Origin of the sequence: Pseudoalteromonas sp. TB25 (assembly GCF_000497995.1) — a bacterium.
In the GTDB taxonomy this organism is placed as follows: Bacteria; Pseudomonadota; Gammaproteobacteria; order Enterobacterales; family Alteromonadaceae; genus Pseudoalteromonas; species Pseudoalteromonas distincta.
In genome coordinates this window covers 1-17,876 of sequence record NZ_AUTI01000258.1, presented here as the reverse complement: position 1 = coordinate 17,876, position 17,876 = coordinate 1, and the positions used below count along the sequence as shown (strand labels likewise).

At 38.0% G+C, this 17,876-nt stretch carries 19 protein-coding genes; 10 read left to right on the top strand and 9 right to left on the bottom strand.

From position 1 onward, the window contains the following. The 6 genes from L652_RS0108280 to L652_RS1000000125120 form a co-directional block, all read right to left on the bottom strand. Positions 1–418, bottom strand: a 418-nt coding sequence (locus L652_RS0108280; RefSeq protein ID WP_024603398.1) for an RNA methyltransferase substrate-binding domain-containing protein, incomplete at its 3' end; no start/stop codon positions are given. Beyond that, the gene (gene rnr / locus L652_RS0108275) at positions 415–2,910 is read right to left on the bottom strand and encodes a ribonuclease R (protein ID WP_024594628.1); all 2,496 of its coding nucleotides are present in this window, start codon (positions 2,908–2,910) and stop codon (positions 415–417) included. The genes L652_RS0108280 and rnr, both read right to left, overlap by 4 nt. 201 nt (positions 2,911–3,111) lie before the next feature. Beyond that, on the bottom strand, positions 3,112–3,846 hold the full coding sequence (locus tag L652_RS0108270) for an enoyl-CoA hydratase/isomerase family protein (protein WP_024594629.1): 735 nt from the start codon (positions 3,844–3,846) through the stop codon (positions 3,112–3,114). A 98-nt stretch (positions 3,847–3,944) separates the two neighbouring features. Next, the gene (locus L652_RS0108265; protein ID WP_024594630.1) at positions 3,945–4,559 is read right to left on the bottom strand and encodes a response regulator transcription factor; all 615 of its coding nucleotides are present in this window, start codon (positions 4,557–4,559) and stop codon (positions 3,945–3,947) included. Further along, complete coding sequence (locus L652_RS0108260; RefSeq protein WP_024594631.1) at positions 4,559–5,659, bottom strand: sensor histidine kinase; 1,101 nt, start codon at positions 5,657–5,659, stop codon at positions 4,559–4,561. Before L652_RS0108260 ends, L652_RS0108265 begins: the two co-directional genes overlap by 1 nt. Further along, positions 5,656–5,826 (bottom strand): hypothetical protein, encoded by a 171-nt coding sequence (locus L652_RS1000000125120; RefSeq protein WP_164487629.1) that lies wholly within the window; start codon positions 5,824–5,826, stop codon positions 5,656–5,658. The genes L652_RS0108260 and L652_RS1000000125120 overlap by 4 nt, the downstream gene beginning before the upstream one ends. 159 nt (positions 5,827–5,985) lie before the next feature. Between L652_RS1000000125120 and L652_RS0108250 the strand changes: the two genes are divergently transcribed. The 4 genes from L652_RS0108250 to queG all read left to right on the top strand — a co-directional run bounded on the left by L652_RS0108250 (position 5,986) and on the right by queG (position 10,019). Further along, a complete protein-coding gene (locus L652_RS0108250) occupies positions 5,986–6,852 on the top strand; it encodes a DMT family transporter (protein WP_024594632.1) in 867 nt (288 codons plus the stop codon). Then, positions 6,849–7,553 (top strand): glycerophosphodiester phosphodiesterase family protein, encoded by a 705-nt coding sequence (locus L652_RS0108245; protein ID WP_024594633.1) that lies wholly within the window; start codon positions 6,849–6,851, stop codon positions 7,551–7,553. Before L652_RS0108250 ends, L652_RS0108245 begins: the two co-directional genes overlap by 4 nt. A 45-nt stretch (positions 7,554–7,598) precedes the next feature. Next, complete coding sequence (locus tag L652_RS0108240) at positions 7,599–8,819, top strand: methyl-accepting chemotaxis protein (RefSeq protein WP_024594634.1); 1,221 nt, start codon at positions 7,599–7,601, stop codon at positions 8,817–8,819. A 66-nt stretch (positions 8,820–8,885) separates the two neighbouring features. After that, positions 8,886–10,019 carry a tRNA epoxyqueuosine(34) reductase QueG gene (gene queG, locus L652_RS0108235; RefSeq protein ID WP_024594635.1) on the top strand — a complete coding sequence of 378 codons (1,134 nt, stop codon included), beginning with the start codon at positions 8,886–8,888 and terminating at the stop codon, positions 10,017–10,019. Positions 10,020–10,053: 34 nt separating this feature from the next. Here queG and L652_RS0108230 read toward each other — a convergent pair whose 3' ends face one another. The 3 genes from L652_RS0108230 to L652_RS0108220 all read right to left on the bottom strand — a co-directional run bounded on the left by L652_RS0108230 (position 10,054) and on the right by L652_RS0108220 (position 13,838). After that, entirely contained in the window at positions 10,054–11,181 is a 1,128-nt protein-coding gene (locus L652_RS0108230; protein ID WP_002958014.1) for a response regulator, read from the bottom strand. A gap of 54 nt (positions 11,182–11,235) precedes the next feature. Next, positions 11,236–13,230: an ATP-binding protein gene (locus L652_RS0108225; protein ID WP_024594636.1), complete on the bottom strand. Its 1,995-nt coding sequence runs from the start codon at positions 13,228–13,230 to the stop codon at positions 11,236–11,238. A gap of 119 nt (positions 13,231–13,349) precedes the next feature. After that, positions 13,350–13,838 carry a GNAT family N-acetyltransferase gene (locus L652_RS0108220; RefSeq protein WP_024594637.1) on the bottom strand — a complete coding sequence of 163 codons (489 nt, stop codon included), beginning with the start codon at positions 13,836–13,838 and terminating at the stop codon, positions 13,350–13,352. Positions 13,839–13,919: 81 nt separating this feature from the next. Here L652_RS0108220 and L652_RS0108215 point away from each other — a divergent pair, with 81 nt between their 5' ends. From L652_RS0108215 to L652_RS0108190, 6 genes are all read left to right on the top strand, one after another. Next, the gene (locus L652_RS0108215) at positions 13,920–14,495 is read left to right on the top strand and encodes a glutathione peroxidase (RefSeq protein ID WP_002958010.1); all 576 of its coding nucleotides are present in this window, start codon (positions 13,920–13,922) and stop codon (positions 14,493–14,495) included. Positions 14,496–14,581: 86 nt separating this feature from the next. Then, positions 14,582–14,863 (top strand): peptidylprolyl isomerase, encoded by a 282-nt coding sequence (locus L652_RS0108210; RefSeq protein WP_002958009.1) that lies wholly within the window; start codon positions 14,582–14,584, stop codon positions 14,861–14,863. A gap of 64 nt (positions 14,864–14,927) precedes the next feature. Continuing rightward, entirely contained in the window at positions 14,928–15,506 is a 579-nt protein-coding gene (locus tag L652_RS0108205) for a glutathione S-transferase family protein (RefSeq protein WP_024594638.1), read from the top strand. A gap of 17 nt (positions 15,507–15,523) precedes the next feature. Further along, on the top strand, positions 15,524–15,874 hold the full coding sequence (locus L652_RS0108200; protein ID WP_002958007.1) for a DUF2750 domain-containing protein: 351 nt from the start codon (positions 15,524–15,526) through the stop codon (positions 15,872–15,874). A gap of 99 nt (positions 15,875–15,973) precedes the next feature. Further along, positions 15,974–16,654, top strand: coding sequence for a hypothetical protein (locus L652_RS0108195; RefSeq protein WP_002958006.1), 681 nt, complete (start codon positions 15,974–15,976; stop codon positions 16,652–16,654). 148 nt (positions 16,655–16,802) lie between these two features. Then, positions 16,803–17,876, top strand: a 1,074-nt coding sequence (locus L652_RS0108190; protein ID WP_024594639.1) for a M1 family metallopeptidase, incomplete at its 3' end; no start/stop codon positions are given.

Sequence of the window (17,876 nt, the reverse complement as noted above, 5' to 3'; positions counted from 1 at the left end):
GTGCGGTACCGTTAAGCTTAGCCGACTTATCTTTAGGTACAATCACAGCGTGAACACCTGCCGCGTCTGCACTACGTAGGCATGCGCCTAAGTTATGCGGATCGGTAATACCATCAAGCACAAGTAAAAACGGTGTGTCTTCACGAGCGATTATCGCATCAAGATCTTTTTCATTAAACGTTGGCGCTGCTTTTACGTTAGCAATAATACCTTGATGCTGCTCACCTTTTGATTTGCTATCAAGGGCTTTACGCTGCATAAACTGTACTGAAATACCAAATTTACGTGCTTCATCAATAATCGGAGTTGAGCGTTTGTCGTCACGGCCTTTAAGGGCGTAAATTTCTACAAAGCGCTCTGGTTCGCTTTCTAAAATTGCTTCAACAGAATGAAAGCCAAAAATTAATTCATTACTCACGTATTGTCTGCTCCTGGGCTAGTACGTTTGCGGGCATTTTTGCCTGCTCTTTTAGGCTTTTTAACGGCCTTCTTCTTTGGTTTTTTCTTTACGGCAGTGTCTGCTGCTTTTTTATCTGCAGGTTTTGTTGCAGACTTATTTGCAGGCTTGCCTTTATCTTTATTTGCTGGCTTTTTTTTACCTTTTGGTTTGTCATCGCTGTGCGACTTTTTACCTGGTACTTTGCCTGCTTTTAATTGCGAACGCACACTTGCTGGCGCATGCTCAGACTTACCTGAACCTTTTTTTGGTGCACGACGACGTGAGTATCTGTCTTGTGCAACATCGCCTTTAAGCGTTAAGTTTATACGGCGATCGTCTAAACTAACCGACGCAACTTTAACTGTTACTTTATCGCCAAGGCGATAAACTTTGTGAGAGTGCTCACCTATTAGGGTGTGTTTTGCAGCATCATGCGCAAAAAACTCGTCGCCTAAATTAGTAACGTGTATAAGCCCATCAATTTGTAAATCATCTAAACGAATAAACAAACCAAAGTTAGTGACCGATGAAATAACACCATCAAACTCTTCACCTACATGGTCTTGCATAAACTCACATTTAAGCCAATCAGCTACTTCGCGAGTTGCATCATCGGCGCGGCGCTCTGTTGTAGAACACTGCTCACCAAGTTGATCAACTTCATCGTCGGTATAAGCGTATTCGCCAGACGTTTGCTGACCTTGTGCTTTTATTACGGCTTTAATAGCACGATGCACTACTAAATCTGGGTAACGACGTATTGGCGATGTAAAATGCGCGTAAGCCGATAACGCTAAACCAAAGTGACCAATGTTATCTGGCTGATATACAGCTTGTTTCATTGAACGCAGTAACATAGTTTGAATAAGTTCAGCTTCTGGGCGGTCACCTAGTCGCGCTAATACTTGCGTTATTTCTTTTGGTGTTGGCTCGTCGCTTAATGTACTTTCAATACCTAACTCGCCTAAAAACTTAGTAAAGTTACCTAGTTTTTCTTGATCTGGTTCGTCATGCACGCGATAAAGCGCGCTTGCTTCATGCTTTTCAAGAATTTTAGCCGCTGATACGTTGGCTAAAATCATACATTCTTCAATGAGTTTGTGCGCGTCGTTACGAATAACAGGCACTATTGATTCTATTTTACGCTGAGCGTTAAATACAAAACGTGTTTCTAGGGTTTCAAACTCTATGGCACCACGGTCTTGGCGTGCTGCTTTAAGTGCCATGTACATTTGCTGTAAATCAGTTAAATGTGGCACAACGGCTGAGTATTCTTCGCGTAGTTTTTCGTCGTTTTGTAAAATGGCATTTACTTTGGTGTAAGTTAAACGTGCATGCGAGTTCATTATCGCTTCGTAAAACTTATAACCCGAAAGTTTACCCGCGCTCGACACGGTCATTTCGGCAACCATACATAAGCGATCTACTTTTGGATTAAGCGAACATAATCCGTTAGAAAGCACTTTTGGTAGCATCGGAATTACTTGCTCAGGAAAATACACTGAGTTACCACGCAAAATTGCTTCTTTGTTAAGCGGCGTGTTCATTCCTACGTAATGCGATACATCGGCAATAGCAACCCATAAGCGCCAGCCACCTGATTTTTTAGGTTCACAATATACGGCGTCATCAAAGTCGCGTGCATCTTCGCCATCAATAGTTATAAGTGGTAAATCACGTAAATCTACACGACCTTGTTTGTCAGCTTCTTCAACAAATTCACCTAGATGAGCAACTTGTGCTTCAACTTCTTCTGGCCATACATGTGGAATATCGTGATTGCGCAGTGCAACTTCAATTTCCATACCTGGGGCTAAATGCTCACCAAGTACATCTATAACTTTACCTACCGCGTTCATGTTACGGCTTGGGTTTTGCGTAATTTTAACCTGCACCATTTGGTTATGGCGGGCACCGTTTTCGTTGCCTGGTAAAATCATTATATCTTGCGTTATGCGCGGGTCTTCAGCGACTACAACAGCAACACCGTGCTCAACAAAGTAACGGCCAACAATTGGCGCGCGCTCGTTAGTAAGCACTTTTATAATACGTGCATCGCATTTTGAGCCAGAACCACGTTTAGTGCCTTTAGCTAGTACAATGTCGCCATGTAACACCATATTCATTTGGTGCTTAGCAATAAACCAATCTTTACTCTCGCCTTCAACTTCTAAAAAGCCGAAACCGTCTCTGTGGCCTATTACTTTGCCTTTGGTTAAACCGGCTTCGTCAATTAGGGCGTAGCATTTAAATTTATTGAAATACAGCTGTCCGTCACGCTCCATAGCGCGAAGGCGGCGTTTAAATGCTATTTGGCGTTCGTCATCGTTTACTGCTAGTTCTTCACATAATTGCGCGTAGTTAGCAGGCTTTGAACGCTCTTGAAGGTGAGTAAGTATAAACTCACGACTAGGGACTGGGTTTTCGTACTTTTCTTGTTCTCGACTGAGATTTGGATCTTGGTTTGACATTCACTATCTTGTTAGTTGGTTATGTAGGTATTTTAACCCATATAGTTATAATGAGACAGGTAAAAGCTATTAAACTTTTAAGAAAGCACTTTTACCTTGCTGTTTACCTTGCTGTATAGTTTAAAAATCTAGCGCAATGGGGCTTAACGACCCCTTAACTGCAAAGTGTTTAGTCATCTCGTAGCAATGCTAAAATCTATACTATTTTTTTTGTAGGTTTTTCCACAGCAGTTTACTTATATTATCAATAAAGCTTGGATCTTCTTCTTTCATCGTAAGTAAAATCTGCTTATTCATTTGTGTTTTATTTTGAGCGTAAATCCAACGATTTTTATTAAATTGCTGGGCAAACTCAAGTGCACCCGCTTGTAGTTCGTCGTTATTTGCAAACACAGCTTCAACTACTTTGTTCTCTAGCAACTGCTGTGCACCAACCCGCTCTCCTGACATAGCTAGACGATTAAAGAAAGTTTGCGAAATAGCCTTATTAATTATAGGAAACATCGACGGAACAAACGGCACCACTACATCCACTTCAGGAAAACAAAAAAAGCCTTTGTCTGATTTCATAAATCTAAAGTCGCACGCACACGCAAGTACAGAACCATTACCATAGGTATGCCCGTTTAACGCAGCAATAATAGGCATAGGAAAAGTAACTATGCGTTTAAATAAGTCACTTATTTGAATCATAAAGTCTGAAATTGCTGCAGGTAAAATACTTGGATTAGACATCCATTGAAGGTCGATACCCAATGACCAGTTTTTATCACTTGAAGACGTTAAAATAACTGACTTAATATTTTGTTCTGCTTCAATGTGGTCTAGGTGTAAATTAAACTCAGCCAAAAACGCTGGGTTGTGGCGGTTTTCAGCGGTATTCATGGTGAGTATAGCGATATTATTTTTAGTTGTTAGTTCTATTAAATTTGCCATTAAAACCTCTTTTAGCGCGTTTTAAGCTAATTTTAAGCGCTGTTCGTTACTTTTACATATCATAGTAATACTTTGCTTATAATTTATAAACCCACTAATTAAAGCCACCCTTTTTGTTTAGCTATACGCGCAGCATCTATGCGGTTAGTAGCGTTTAATTTTGAAATGGCATCCGATAGGTAGTTACGCGTAGTCCCTTCGCTAATAAATAGCTGCTTGGCTATGTCGCTTGTTTTAAGGCCATCGCTTGCAAGTTTAAGGGCTTTTCGTTCTTTATCCGTAAGTGGATCTGCGTCGTCTAATGCATTAATAGCAAGCTCTGGGTCAATTACCTTTTGTCCCTGCATTACTTTTTTAAGCGCATTTATTAACTCTTCACTTGGTGCTTCTTTTAAAATAAAACCTTTTACGCCAGTCGTAAGCGCTCGCCTAATATAACCCGCACGAGAAAATGTAGTCATAATAACCATTTTTATAGCAGGAAATTTAGCGGCTATTTTTTCGCTAAGCTCTATACCATTCATGGTTGGCATTTCTATATCGGTTAAAATTATATCGGGATGTAAATCACTATCAAGTGCCTCAATTGCATTAAGTGCATCTTGCCCGTTACTTGCTTGCCCAATAATCTCAATATTAAAATCAAGCCCTAACAATGCTGCTACTGCGTCGCGTACAAGCGCCTGATCTTCCACTAAATATACTCTGATCATTATAAATCCTTAGCTGTAATTGGCAGCACTACTTTTAAAGTAAAATTATCGCCACAGGTAAATGCTGCACTGCCATTTAGTTGCTCTGCTCGCTCTTTAATACCATTTAGGCCATTGCCCGAATTCAATGTACTGCACGGACCATGGTCAATTACGGTTATAAGTAACTGCTGCGCTGTTTGTTCTATATTTATTTCGCAATTTTTTGTGTTGCTATGGCGTAATAAGTTAGTAACTGCCTCTTTAATTATAAGGCCTGCTATACCCTCTACTTTAGCGGGCAGAGCATTTAAAACCACATTAAATGAAACGTTAAATCCTTGCTCTATTAACCTTTGCTTTAACTGTGCTACTTGGCTGACAAGATTAAGCTGTTTTAAATCACTTACGGCGCTTCTTACATCGCTAAGCAACTGCCTTGCCAAATCGGCCACTTGTGCAATTTCGCTATTTGCTTGAGCGTATCGCTCTCCTTGGTTTAATTTATTAGCAAGCTCAGCCTTTAGAGCAATAGATGACAATGAGTGGCCTAAAATATCATGCAAGTCGCGAGCTATTCGTTCTCGCTCTGCAATAGCTGCTAATTGCTCTAGTTGGTTAGCGCTTTCTTGTTCGCGCTTTTTGTATAAGCTTTCTCTTTTTGCTGCAATACCGTAACTAAATAATGTGGCGCAAAGAATCAAAGCAACGCCTAAAAAGTATTGAACCTTACCTATATCTCCAATATATGTGCTTAATAAAACCGTGAATATAATTGCGATCGCAGCATAAATTCTTTGACGGTAGCTGTAAGAGTAGCCTGCTATGTAGGCTACGAAACCAAATAAAGTAGGCGTACCTGTGGTGTAAAAAGTAGCGCAAAAACAAATTAAAAGCATGGCTACAAATAACTTAGTCACCCCTGCACTTTTACAGTTTATTGCTTTTATATACAAAAGAATAAAAGCAACATAGAAGGCTAAAGACATAACAATTTGGTTAACGGTAAAGCTCGAAAAATTAATTATTAGCGGGAGTAAATAAAAGCCGGTAAAAATTAAATGTCCATATTTCCAAAAACCTTTATCGCTTTGTTGAGAAAAGCTGCTTAACGAGCTCATACTAATACCTCAGGCATATTATTTTTACTTATAGCACTATTTTTATTAATAAATATAAATAACATAAAAATGCATACCAGCATAAAGCAATCTGCGTACGTAATAGTAAAACTTAACGCCTCTAGCACTTCATTAATAGTTAAGCTGATTAAAATTAAAGAATTCATAATTACCTCCTGTTGAGTAAGGTAACTATGCCCGCGTACAAAAATAATAAGAGTGTGAAGTGTCATCAACTTTAATGACTTTTGTCATGCGGTAAAAAATTCATCTTAAGAATTTTTAAGCAATGTTAATATATTCAAAAAGTACAACAAGGAAACTAAATGCAGCCTCAGCAACAAAGTTTAATTTATTTACACATAGCGGTATTACTTTTTGGCGGGACCGCTCTATTTGCCAAACTTATTGGTTTAAATGCTTTAGATATTACCGTTTACAGAACTGCAATTGCAGGAATGGCTATTTTAGCCATGCTTTATTTTCAAAAAAAACAAATTAAACTCAACAAACCTAAAGACTATCTTATTGCGTTATTTTTAGGTGTTGCGGTGGGTATTCACTGGGTTACCTATTTTGCTGGTATGCAAATGGCCGGTATAACTATTGGAATGCTGGCATTTTTTAGCTACCCCGTAATGACGGTGTTTTTAGAACCCTTATTTAATAAAAGCAGGCCAAAAGCAAAAGATATAATAAGTGCAGCGGTGGTTGTTTTAGGTATTTACTTATTAGTACCAAGTGCAAACTTGGGCGATGATGTAACCCTAGGTGTAATAACAGGTGTGATATCAGCATTGTTTTTTTCAATAAGAAACATTACTCATAAGCGCTACTTTAGCCAATATGGCGGGCCGCAAACGATGTTTTATCAAACCTTAGTGGCAAGCATTATGTTGTGTGCATTTATAGAAGTACCAGTGTATGAGGTTAGTAATCATGACCTGATTTTAATTGCTGTAGCGGGTGTTATATTTACAGCTACACCGCACTCGTTATTTGCAGCAAGTTTAAAGCATTTATCAGCGGCAACTGCGGGGTTAATTTCTTGCTTGCAGCCACTTTATGGCACCATACTGGCTATAGTAATTATTCATGAACGTCCTACTGTTATGACGTTAGTTGGTGGAGCACTCATAGTGAGTGCCGCTTGTTTTGAAACGTGGTCAATCACTAAAAAGGCTCGACAATGAAAGTATTTGCACACCGTGGTGCCAGTGGGGATTTTCCTGAAAACACCAAAAGCGCTATTTTAGAAGCGTTAAAAGTAGGTGTTGATGGTATTGAAGTAGATATTCAAAGTTCCTTCGATGATTACATGGTAATACACGATTCATGGCTTGATAGAACCACCAGCGGTAAAGGCAGGGTGAGTAACTTTACCGCTCATGAGCTCTCTAAGCTTGATGCTGGAAATGGTGAAAAAATTCCTACTCTTCAGCAGCTGTTTGATTGGAATAACAATAAATCTTTATTAAATATTGAGCTTAAACACACGTTTGCACTAGAAAGGTTTGTGGCTCAATTAGAACAAAACATTGAAGCTAAAAAAATATCGAGAACCAATATTTTAGTATCATCGTTTGATCATCATCAACTACAGTGGCTTAAAAACAAGCTACCATGGCTTAAAATAGGCGCCCTTACTTCTTCTATTCCAATTAACTATGCAAAGTTTGCTAGTGATTTAAACGCTTATAGCGTACATGCAGATAAAACCTTTATAAATAAGGCCTTTGCAGAGGATGCAAAAAAAAGAGGCCTAAAGATTTATGCTTATACAGTCGATAGGAAAGAAGATATAGCGCTAATGCTTGAGTATGGCATAGACGGAATTTTTACAAATTACCCAGCGCGAACCAAAGCTTACTTGTTGTCGTTACAAAAAGGCTAACTTACATTCCCCTCACTTAAATAACAATCGTAGGGCTTGAGCATAATGAGTGGTTTCATGAAAATTTATAACTATATAGAGCAAACATTCTTTTTTACGTTAACCCGTAAAATAGTCGGTAATTTAAGTTTTGTATTATTGTTCCAAGCAATTACGTTATTTTGGCTGCATCAGAGTTTAAGCGAACAACAGCAAAGTACAGGGCTATTTTGGCTGCTTACGCTTGTGATTATATCTGGTTTTATTTTTACTCTTTTTTATATGCGTTTTTTAATTGTTCGCCCTGTTACTGCTATGCGCGATACTTTGATAGAAATAAACCAACAAGATGCAAATTTAGCAGCAAAACTTCCCCACTTTTCGTATGACGAATTTAAAGATTTAAGTTCACAATACAATATATTTACTGCCCATTTAAGTGAGTTACTCAGCACAACATATAACAGTGCTCAAGCGAGTGCACACAGCAATACACAAGTCACTGAATCAATGAAAAATACTGAGCAATCAAGTGAGCAACAAATACAGTTAAGCCACAGTATTATTAATGCCAGTATGCAAATAACCCAAAGCTTACAAGGCATAGTAAATAATACAGATAGCGTACATAACGTTAATAATGAACACCTTAACTTTGTAAAACTATCTGCGTCAGAACTCGCTGCTTTAGTAGAGCAGGTAAAACTTATTACTAATATGCTAGGTAGCTTTTCAAATACAATTGCGGGACTAAAAGAGAACAGTGAAAACATTCGTAGTATTTTAAAAATGGTTGAAGAGTTTTCTGATCAAACTAATTTGTTAGCCCTCAACGCCGCAATAGAAGCAGCTAGAGCGGGTGAAGCTGGCAGAGGATTTGCCGTAGTTGCAGACGAAGTACGCACGCTTTCAATAAAGGTAAGTGGCGCAACTAGGCAGATTAGCGACTTTATAAGTCAGATGAATGATTTGGTAAACGAGACAAATAAAGAGTCAGAGCAATTAATGACTCACTCTAATAACGCACAAAGCTCAATTAGTGCAACCTGTGATGGCTTTACTAAAATGCTTAGTGAGTTTGAGCACAACCAGCAGCAGCTGCAACAAATAGCCAGTGCTGTACATTTGCTTGAGGGCACCCAAAGTACGACTCACCAATCGGTAGAGCAAATCGTAGCTTTAGGGGAGCAAGCTAAACAACAAATAGATACGGCATTAGCCGATAGCGAGCAATCTCAACAGCTTAGCTTACAAACCCAACAACAGTTAAAGCGCTTTGTGCACTAAGAAGCGTTTTCGGGCTCAGATAAATATGGTAAATTACGCAGCTATTAATTTAAGTGTGTAAAGCGTGTGAGCAACCCTACCCCAGACTATGAAAAATTAGCCCTGCAAATAAAAACCTGGGGGCAAGAGCTTGGCTTTAGCGAAGTGGGCATTACTGATATTGACTTATCTAAGCACGAAGCCCAATTGCAACGTTGGCTTGATGCAGGCTACCACGGCTCGATGGATTATATGGCTGCCCACGGTATGAAACGCGCCCGCCCTGCTGAATTAGTGCCTGGTACACAACGTGTTATATCCGTAAAAATGAATTATCTGCCTCCCGATGCTGGCTTTGCAAAAACCTTAAAAAATAAAGAAAAAGCATATATAAGCCGCTATGCATTAGGTCGTGATTACCATAAATTAATGCGTAATCGTTTAAAAAAACTCGGCCAAAAAATAGAGCAAGAAATTGGCGAGTATGGCTTTAGACCCTTTGTAGATTCAGCCCCTGTACTTGAGCGTCAACTTGCCGAAAAAGCCGGCTTAGGGTGGCGTGGTAAGCATTCGTTATTAATTAACCAAGAAGCTGGGTCGTGGTTTTTTTTAGGCGAGCTATTTATTGATTTACCTCTACCAATTGATGCAGAAAACACCTTTGAAGGCTGCGGTAAATGCGTTGCTTGTATTACTCTTTGCCCAACAGGTGCAATTGTAGAGCCCTACGTTGTTGATGCACGTAAATGTATATCGTATTTAACCATAGAACACCAAGGGCCAATACCAGAGCAGTACCGAACTTTATTAGGCAATCGTGTTTATGGTTGTGATGATTGCCAGTTGGTATGTCCTTGGAATCGTTATGGACAAATAACTGACGAAAATGACTTTCATCCTCGCACTCAATTAAAAGATAAAGATTTACTTGAGCTGTTTGCTTGGGATGAGCCTACATTTTTAAAAAACACCGAAGGCAGCCCTATTCGTCGCATTGGTCACGAACGTTGGTTACGTAATTTAGCAGTTGGTTTAGGTAATGCAGAATTCAGCCCCGCTATTATTAATGCCCTACAAGATAAAAGCCAAATATGCAGCGAACTTGTTTTAGAGCATATTGAATGGGCACTTGCTCAGCAAAACGATAAACAACGATTACAAATTCGTAAAACAGCTAGGTTAATTAGAATTGTAGAAAAAGGCTTACCAAGGGATGCATAGCACCGCTTAAGTAAACTTTTATATTGCGAAGTAACTAGTTTTTCAAAAGTAACGATAGATCTTGTTCTATCTCTGTAAAGGCTGCTTTGACTTGTTTAACAGACTCTTCTCTTGCTACTGAGTTTTGGATAGTTTCATCTACTTTTTTATAAATAAACACCTCCTGATCTTCATCCAGTCCCATTGATGGGATACGTTCTTCGAGCTCTTCTTGTAACTGTTTAAACACTTTTTCGTTGTTTTGACGGTTTTCATTCAACAAGCTAATTAAGCTATGAAACTTACTATGAACAGTACTTGCTACGGCATTAAGTTTCGCTCGTTGTGATTCAAGCATTTTCTTGGTCATGATGGCGCGTAGCTGCTGCTCGGTAACACTGACAATAAAACATACGTGGTCGCGTATACGACCATGCTTATCAGGGTCATGATCGGGCATATTTAAAATGAGTAAGCTAATCAATTCATAGTTAACTAAAATTCGGTGCGAAAACTCATGTAAGCGCCCTTTGTTTTTCAGCATTTCAAATAGCTCCACCACAATAGGTGAACACACGCCGTTTAGCGCAAAGTGGCTAATTTCATTATTTTCTCTAAATTCTACATTGCTTTGTAAATCAAAAGACTGAAGGCAATCTACAAGCGCTTTACCTAGCTCTTGAGGATCGTTAATAAAGCCTATGTTTTCAACGTAGTTAACTATTTGCCCCATTTCACTGCTATTGGCCATTGCATTAAATGCAGTTGATGTTGCATCTTCAACTTGCTTTTCTAGGCTTTGCTTTTCAACGAGTACTTGATTTAAATTTTTAAGCTTAGATTTAAGTTCGTCATGGCCAAAAGGTTTTACAATATAATCTTCTGCGCCAACAGAATAGCCTTCCATGCGTTCTTCAACAGTACCGCGAGCAGACACAAACATAACAATAATGTGTGCGGTATTTGGATTTGCTTTAAGTGCTTTACATACTTCATAGCCGTTCATTTGCGGCATACTTACGTCGAGTAATATAACCTGAGGCATATAACCTTCAACCATGTTTAAACACTCAGGACCACTTGTTGCTACTTGTAATTCAAAATCAAGCTCCTCTAAAATTTCCTCTATAATTTCTAGGTTAAAGGGTTCGTCATCAACGGCAAGTATTTTAGTTAAGGCCATAATTTATCATCCATTCAAACTCTTTAAAAAGTTACTTGGTATGCCAAAAAACAATTAATTAGTGTGTTGTATTAACTGTTCTTCAGCTAAATGCTCGTCTAAGTTTATTTCTAATGGCACTTGTATAGATATAGTTGCACCACCATTTTCGTTGTTACGTGCAGTGATTTCACCTTGGTGTAAAGATACAAACTCTCTACACAATGCAAGGCCTAACCCTGTGCCACCAGCACCACTATTTGTTTTACTGCTTTGCACAAACTTAGTAAAAATATGCTCCAACTCATCTTCTGGTATACCGACCCCATTATCGGTAACTTCTATAGTAGCAAGCTTATTATCTGACTCTAAATTTACCCGTATTTTACTTTTAGGTTCGCTAAATTTAAGTGCGTTACCTAGTACGTTTCGAAGTAACTGGTTTATTTGCTCTTCATCACATTGTGCAATTACAGGTAATGGCTGTGCGGTAAATATAATCTCAATTTCTTTTTCCATTGCAGTACCAGACACATCATCAATACTTGTTTTAATAATATTAGCTAAATTATAGGGACGAGGGTTAAATGGAAACTTACCTACATCTAGCTTAGATAGGTCGAGTAAATTATTTAGTAACGACAGTAAACGCTCACCACTACTCTCTATTCGCGATAAATACTTAATGAGTTTTTCTTTTGCAAAATCTCCAGCTTCTAATTTACTTAAACCAAAACGAGAAAAGCTTAAAATAGAGTGCATAGGTGTTCTAAGTTCATGCGACATGTTTGCTAAAAATTCTGATTTACTTAAGTTTGCAGCCTCAGCCACATTTTTAGCATGCTCGAGTTGTGAAGTACGTGCTCTTACTTGCTCTTCAAGAACATCTTTTGCTTCAAGTAATAAATCCTCTTTTTGCTTAAGATGGGTTACATTTTTAAATATGACCGCAAGTGCTATTTCGCCATGGTGATCTATCTCATTAAAAGAGCCAACTAAGGGTATATAACCTCCTGCTGTTTTAGATAAACGTAAATCGCAGCTAAATTGTCGATTACTATTTAATGTCGAAATCTTATCTTTAATACCTAAAATTGAATCATCATCTAAAAAATCAAATACTGATTTACCTTCGAGTTCATTAAACGGTAAGTTAAATAGTCTCAAGCAAGCATCATTAGCTTCTATCACTCTACCGCACTTTTCAAATAACATAATTGCATCGGGCGTATGTTTATAAATAACCTGAAGTAGGCTGTCTTTTTCAATTAGGGCATCAACCGTATCTTGTAGCCTTTCTACAAGCTCTGCGTTATGACGTTTTAATAACTCTGTTTGCCATAATTTATGTATTGATTGTAATAGTGAGCTATCGTTTAAAGGTTTAATAAGTACATCTTCTACGCCTTGACGAATTGCTTCAATCATTGAAACTTGATCGGGACGTGAGGTAAATAATAAGCAACGGCAATGTGGTTGGGTTACTTTTAAATTTGAAAAAATTCCTAAACCTGTTCCGTCATCTAAAATAAAATCGCTTATCAGTATATCTATTTGCTTTTCTTTACTAATTTCTAAAGCTTCTGCGGAGGTTGTTGCAGTATGAGTCTCGATATGAGCACCGATTAAGCTATTTTTCATTTTTTCGAGACGTTCAGGAACATGATCGACAAGTAAAATAGTAGGTAATTGCAAAATATGGTTAGAGCCTAATTCTAATAGGCTCTCTAAAAGAGAAGTAATTTCTTTATTAGAAAAAAATGGGTAGACCACGGTTGCGTCAGGCGCAATATGATTTAGCTCGCTAAACGCAGTTAGTTGTTCACCGCTTTGTGCTTTTGGCGCAAGCAGCATAAAGCGCTCTTGCGCTACTTCGCTTACAAGCGGTTTTATAGAATCAACAGGCACACCATGGGCAACAACAACTAAGTCGTAATCGCCTATATTGGTATACATGTCTAGCATGCTGAAATGAATTAATTCGACCTCACACCCTATTAATTCTAAAAGCACTTTCACACGCATCGCGATGACACTACTACTATCAATAATTAATATTTTTCGAATCATCAAGCCACACTTTAAATTAATAAACTTAATATCCCAACAGCGTAGTCTATTTTTATTTAATTGGCATAAACCCTTCGTCTTATTTTGTAAAAAAATATTACAGCATTATGAAAAATAATTTATTCCAGATGTTTTCCAAAAATAGTAAGGCTATACGCCTTATCATCCATTATGGCAACGCTTGGCAACTCACCCCATATTGCAAAATCAAAATGCTTAAACAATTTAACACTCGGTAAGTTATGACTAAAAATAAAGCCGAGTAATACTTTAATATTTAATTGCTTAGCTTGTGTTTGAGCAAATATCATTAGCTTTTTACCAAGCCCTTTACCTTGCGCTTTACTGGTAATGTAAATGCTCATTTCTACTGTGCCGTCGTAAGCTGGGCGCCCATAAAACGATTTATAACTTACCCAAGCAAGTACTTGGTTATTTTCGCAGTAAACGTAAATAGGCCTTTTATCGTTGTGGCTATTAAACCAGTCACGCTTTTCGTCAACGCTCACTTCTTGCGTATCTGCAGTTACCATTCGCCCTGCAATGGTTTCGTTATAAATGGCTACAATTTCACTAAGATCATCAATAGTTGCTAAACGGGTTGTCATAGGTCATTCAAAGGTTGATCAATTTGTTTCATATTAGCGTATGATTATCCAATCAAACAATTGAAAAGTTTAAGTAATGTAATGCTAAAAAAAATTATAATAGGATTAATGGCTTTATTTATTAATGCCCCACTCCACGCTGAAACATCATCAACTATAAACCAAACCTCTACCCAAGACTGTCAAGATTTTACCAATGTCGATATTCGAAAGCTGCGCTCAAAAGAATCTATTAATTTATGCCAATTTAAAAATAAGCCTTTATTAATAGTAAACACGGCAAGCAACTGTGGTTTTACACCCCAATTTAAAGGCCTTGAAGCGCTATATCAACGATACAAAGAACAAGGCTTAGTCGTATTAGGGTTCCCTTCTGATGATTTTTTTCAAGAAGAGGATAGTGAAAAAGAAACTGCAAAAGTATGCTTTGTAAATTATGGTGTAACCTTCCCTATGTTTGCTACAAGCGAAGTGCGTGGTAGTAAAGCGAACCCAATTTTTAAATATTTGAATGAGCAAACTAGCTCTCCAAATTGGAACTTTTATAAGTATTTAGTGTCTGCTGATCGTGAGACGGTTTTGCGGTTTAACAGCAAAGCAGCACCTGATTCAGAACAAATGATTGCTGCAATTGAAACTGTGCTTTCTGATAAATAAGTTTATACTGGTACAATTAGTTGAAACTAACTAGAATGACATTTTAATTCGGTTAAAAAAACACCACACTATACTCGGGAGATTTTATGACAGTAGCAAGCGCACGACATATACTTGTAGACAGTGAAGCACAATGCTTAGACTTAAAAACAAAAATTGAGCAAGGCGAAGACTTTGCTGAATTAGCCAAAGCGCATTCAAACTGCCCATCAGGTCAAGATGGCGGTGCTCTTGGTGAGTTTGGTCCTGGTATGATGGTTCCAGAGTTTGATAAAGTTGTGTTTTCAGCTCCAATTAACCAAGTACAAGGCCCTGTGCAAACTCAATTTGGTTATCATTTACTTGAAGTTACTAGCCGTTCAGAATAAATTTAACTGTATCGTAAGTAACGTTTTATAAAAGCCGCTTATGCGGCTTTTTTATGGAGTAATTATGCAATTAATTGGTTCTGTACCTTCACCTTACGTGCGCCGAATTAGAATTTGGGCACAACAAAACAACTGTAAACTAGAGCTTGTGAGTCTTGATATATTTTCTGAGCAAGATCGCCCTACTATGGCCAGTAAAAATCCAGCTCAAAAGATTCCCATTCTGGTAGATGGCGACTTAACACTTAGTGACTCTAATTCTATATTGCGCTATTTACTTGAAAAAACAGGACAACCAAAACTAACGTGGCCGCAAGAGCACTTACTTACGACTATAAATGCCTGTAACGATTCGCTAGTAGAAATGCTGCTATGTGAACGCTCTGGATTTGACATCAAAAGCGATAAACTCTTTTTTAATTTGCAAAACGAACGAATTGAACAAACATTAAGCTTTTTAAATACCCATTTAAGCGATGAAGAATTTAAAAGCTGTGAATACCTCAACATCAGTTTATACTGCCTGCTTGATTGGATTTGCTTTCGTGAATTAACTGACTTTAGTCAGTATTCAGAGCTTGTTGCTTTTCATAAGCAATATGGCAAGCGTCAAGCAGCAATAGATACTAATCCTCGTCACTAATTTAAAAAGGTAAACACATGAGCGATATCGAAATTGAATCACAACTAGTTAACTTTGTAGAAAAAGTACGTGTTAGCGAAGTAATTTGGGCACTTGGTGCAGAAGATAATGGCTTTGTAGTGTGCGATTCTAACCAATTTGACGAAACTGACGTACTACTGCTTTGGGAAAGTGAAGAAGCAGCTAAAGCGCAATGTAAAGAAGAGTGGAAAGACTACAGCCCTGTAGAAATAAATCTTGATGAATTTTTAGATGCATGGGTTGAAGATTTAAATGAAGATAACGCACTTGTTGGCATTAACTGGAATGATGACCAAGTATGTACAGAGATTGAACCTACTGGTTTAGCTCGCGCTTTAAGTGAGTAATACTTTATACGCTTTATTTTAAGAACGAATAAAACCCGACTAGCATCTACTGCTAGTTGGGTATAAAATAAAACACATCATTATTTTCAAGGTATTACGTTGAAAACCCATCTTGGTCGCCGGCCCTTTTCAGCCATGGAACTGCACACTCTTTATAATGGATATATATACGGTGATTTTAAAGTTGCACGTGAGCAACCAAAACACTGGCATTTTTGGCTTCCTCTAATTGCATACTACAGTGGTGCATATAGCGATGAAATTGGCTATCTAACGCTTGATGATCTGTCCCTTGAAAAAGATGTCTTATGTTTTAATTTTCATACTCACGGTAAGATAAAACCTCGCTTAGTTCCAGTGCATCAGGCACTTATAGATGCCGGGTTTAATGAATATTTAGCATTCATAAAATCACAAAATCAACAACGATTAATGTTCGACTTACCCGCTAAAACTGGCAGATACAGTGAAAAAGTCCGTATTTGGTTTTCAGGTGAAGGTGAGCGAGCCGGCTATTTACAAAAGTGTGATATACCAAACGTTGATCAACTCGGTATGAAAACAGCCGTAAGCAGCCTTCGTCTTAACTTTGAACAACAAGTGCGTATACATGCTCTGCAAGCCAACTCTAAAGACGCCTTTAATTACCTCATGGGATTTAACGAATACCCACATAATGAATTTAAGGACGTGCTTTTATTAAATAACGTGATCCAAAAAATACGTATTATTAACTCACACCTGCATTGGCAGCGTTTTATAACACGCGAAAGCCACTGACAAACTTTGTTACTATTTTCCCTTAAAGTCACCGTTATAATCAATTACTCTATTAAAAAAAACTGTTAGGATATCTAACCCCCTAATAATATGAGCATAAAAAAGCCTATTTAGGGTAGTTTCTAACAACAACAATCTAGGGATCACTATGTTTCTTAAAAGCCTCTTAACAGTGAGCGTTGCTTTGGCAATGGGTGCTGCAAACGCTAACGAATTCGTTATTGAAAAACTCGCAAAACCAAGTTCTCAACAGGTATCGTTAACACTCGATCCGAGCCAAGATACATTCACAGGGATAACTGAGATTTCCCTAGAAGTACTAAAACCAACAAAATACATTGAATTAAATGGCGTAGCTTACGCTGTTAAAATGGCGCAACTGCTTGGCGACGAAAACTGTGACTTAAACAACGAAATGCTTAAAACAGGTAAAGTTAAATTTAGCTGTGATGAGCAAATCCAACCAGGTAAATATACCCTTAAAGTTGATTTTTCAGCGCCATATAATCGTCAAAGCGTTGGTTTATACAAAACGTTAGACCAAGGCACACCTTATTTATTTACTCAATTTGAAATGAGTGATGCACGCCGTGCATTTCCTGTTTTTGATGAGCCAAGTTACAAAATTCCATTTCAGTTAACGATTACTGCACCTACATCACAAAAAGTATATTCAAATACGCCAGAACTAAAAACAACGGTTGATGGCGATATGACCACACACTTTTTTGATAAAACGCCGCCAATTCCTTCATACTTAGTCGCGATGGCTGTTGGCCCATTTGAAGAATTAGATATTAAAGGCATGCCAATTCCTGGTCGTGTAATTACCCCTCAAGGTAAAATTCACTTAGCCCAATACGCAAAAGAAAACATGCCAAAAGTACTGGGCGCACTTGAAGCGTATTTTGGTATTCCTTACGTTTACAAAAAATTAGACTCAGTAGCGGTACCAGAGTTTCCATTTGGCGCAATGGAAAACTCAGGCTTAGTAACCTACCGAGAAGATATTTTATTAGTTGATTTAGCTGCAGCAACACGCAGTAAAAAACAGCGTAATGTATCAATTATTGCTCATGAACTTGCTCACCAATGGTACGGTAATTTAGTAACCATGAAATGGTGGAACGACTTATGGTTAAACGAAGCGTTTGCTAGCTGGATGGCTGCAAAAATTACTAAGCAGCTTAACCCTGAGTTTGAATCGCACTTAGACCTGCCA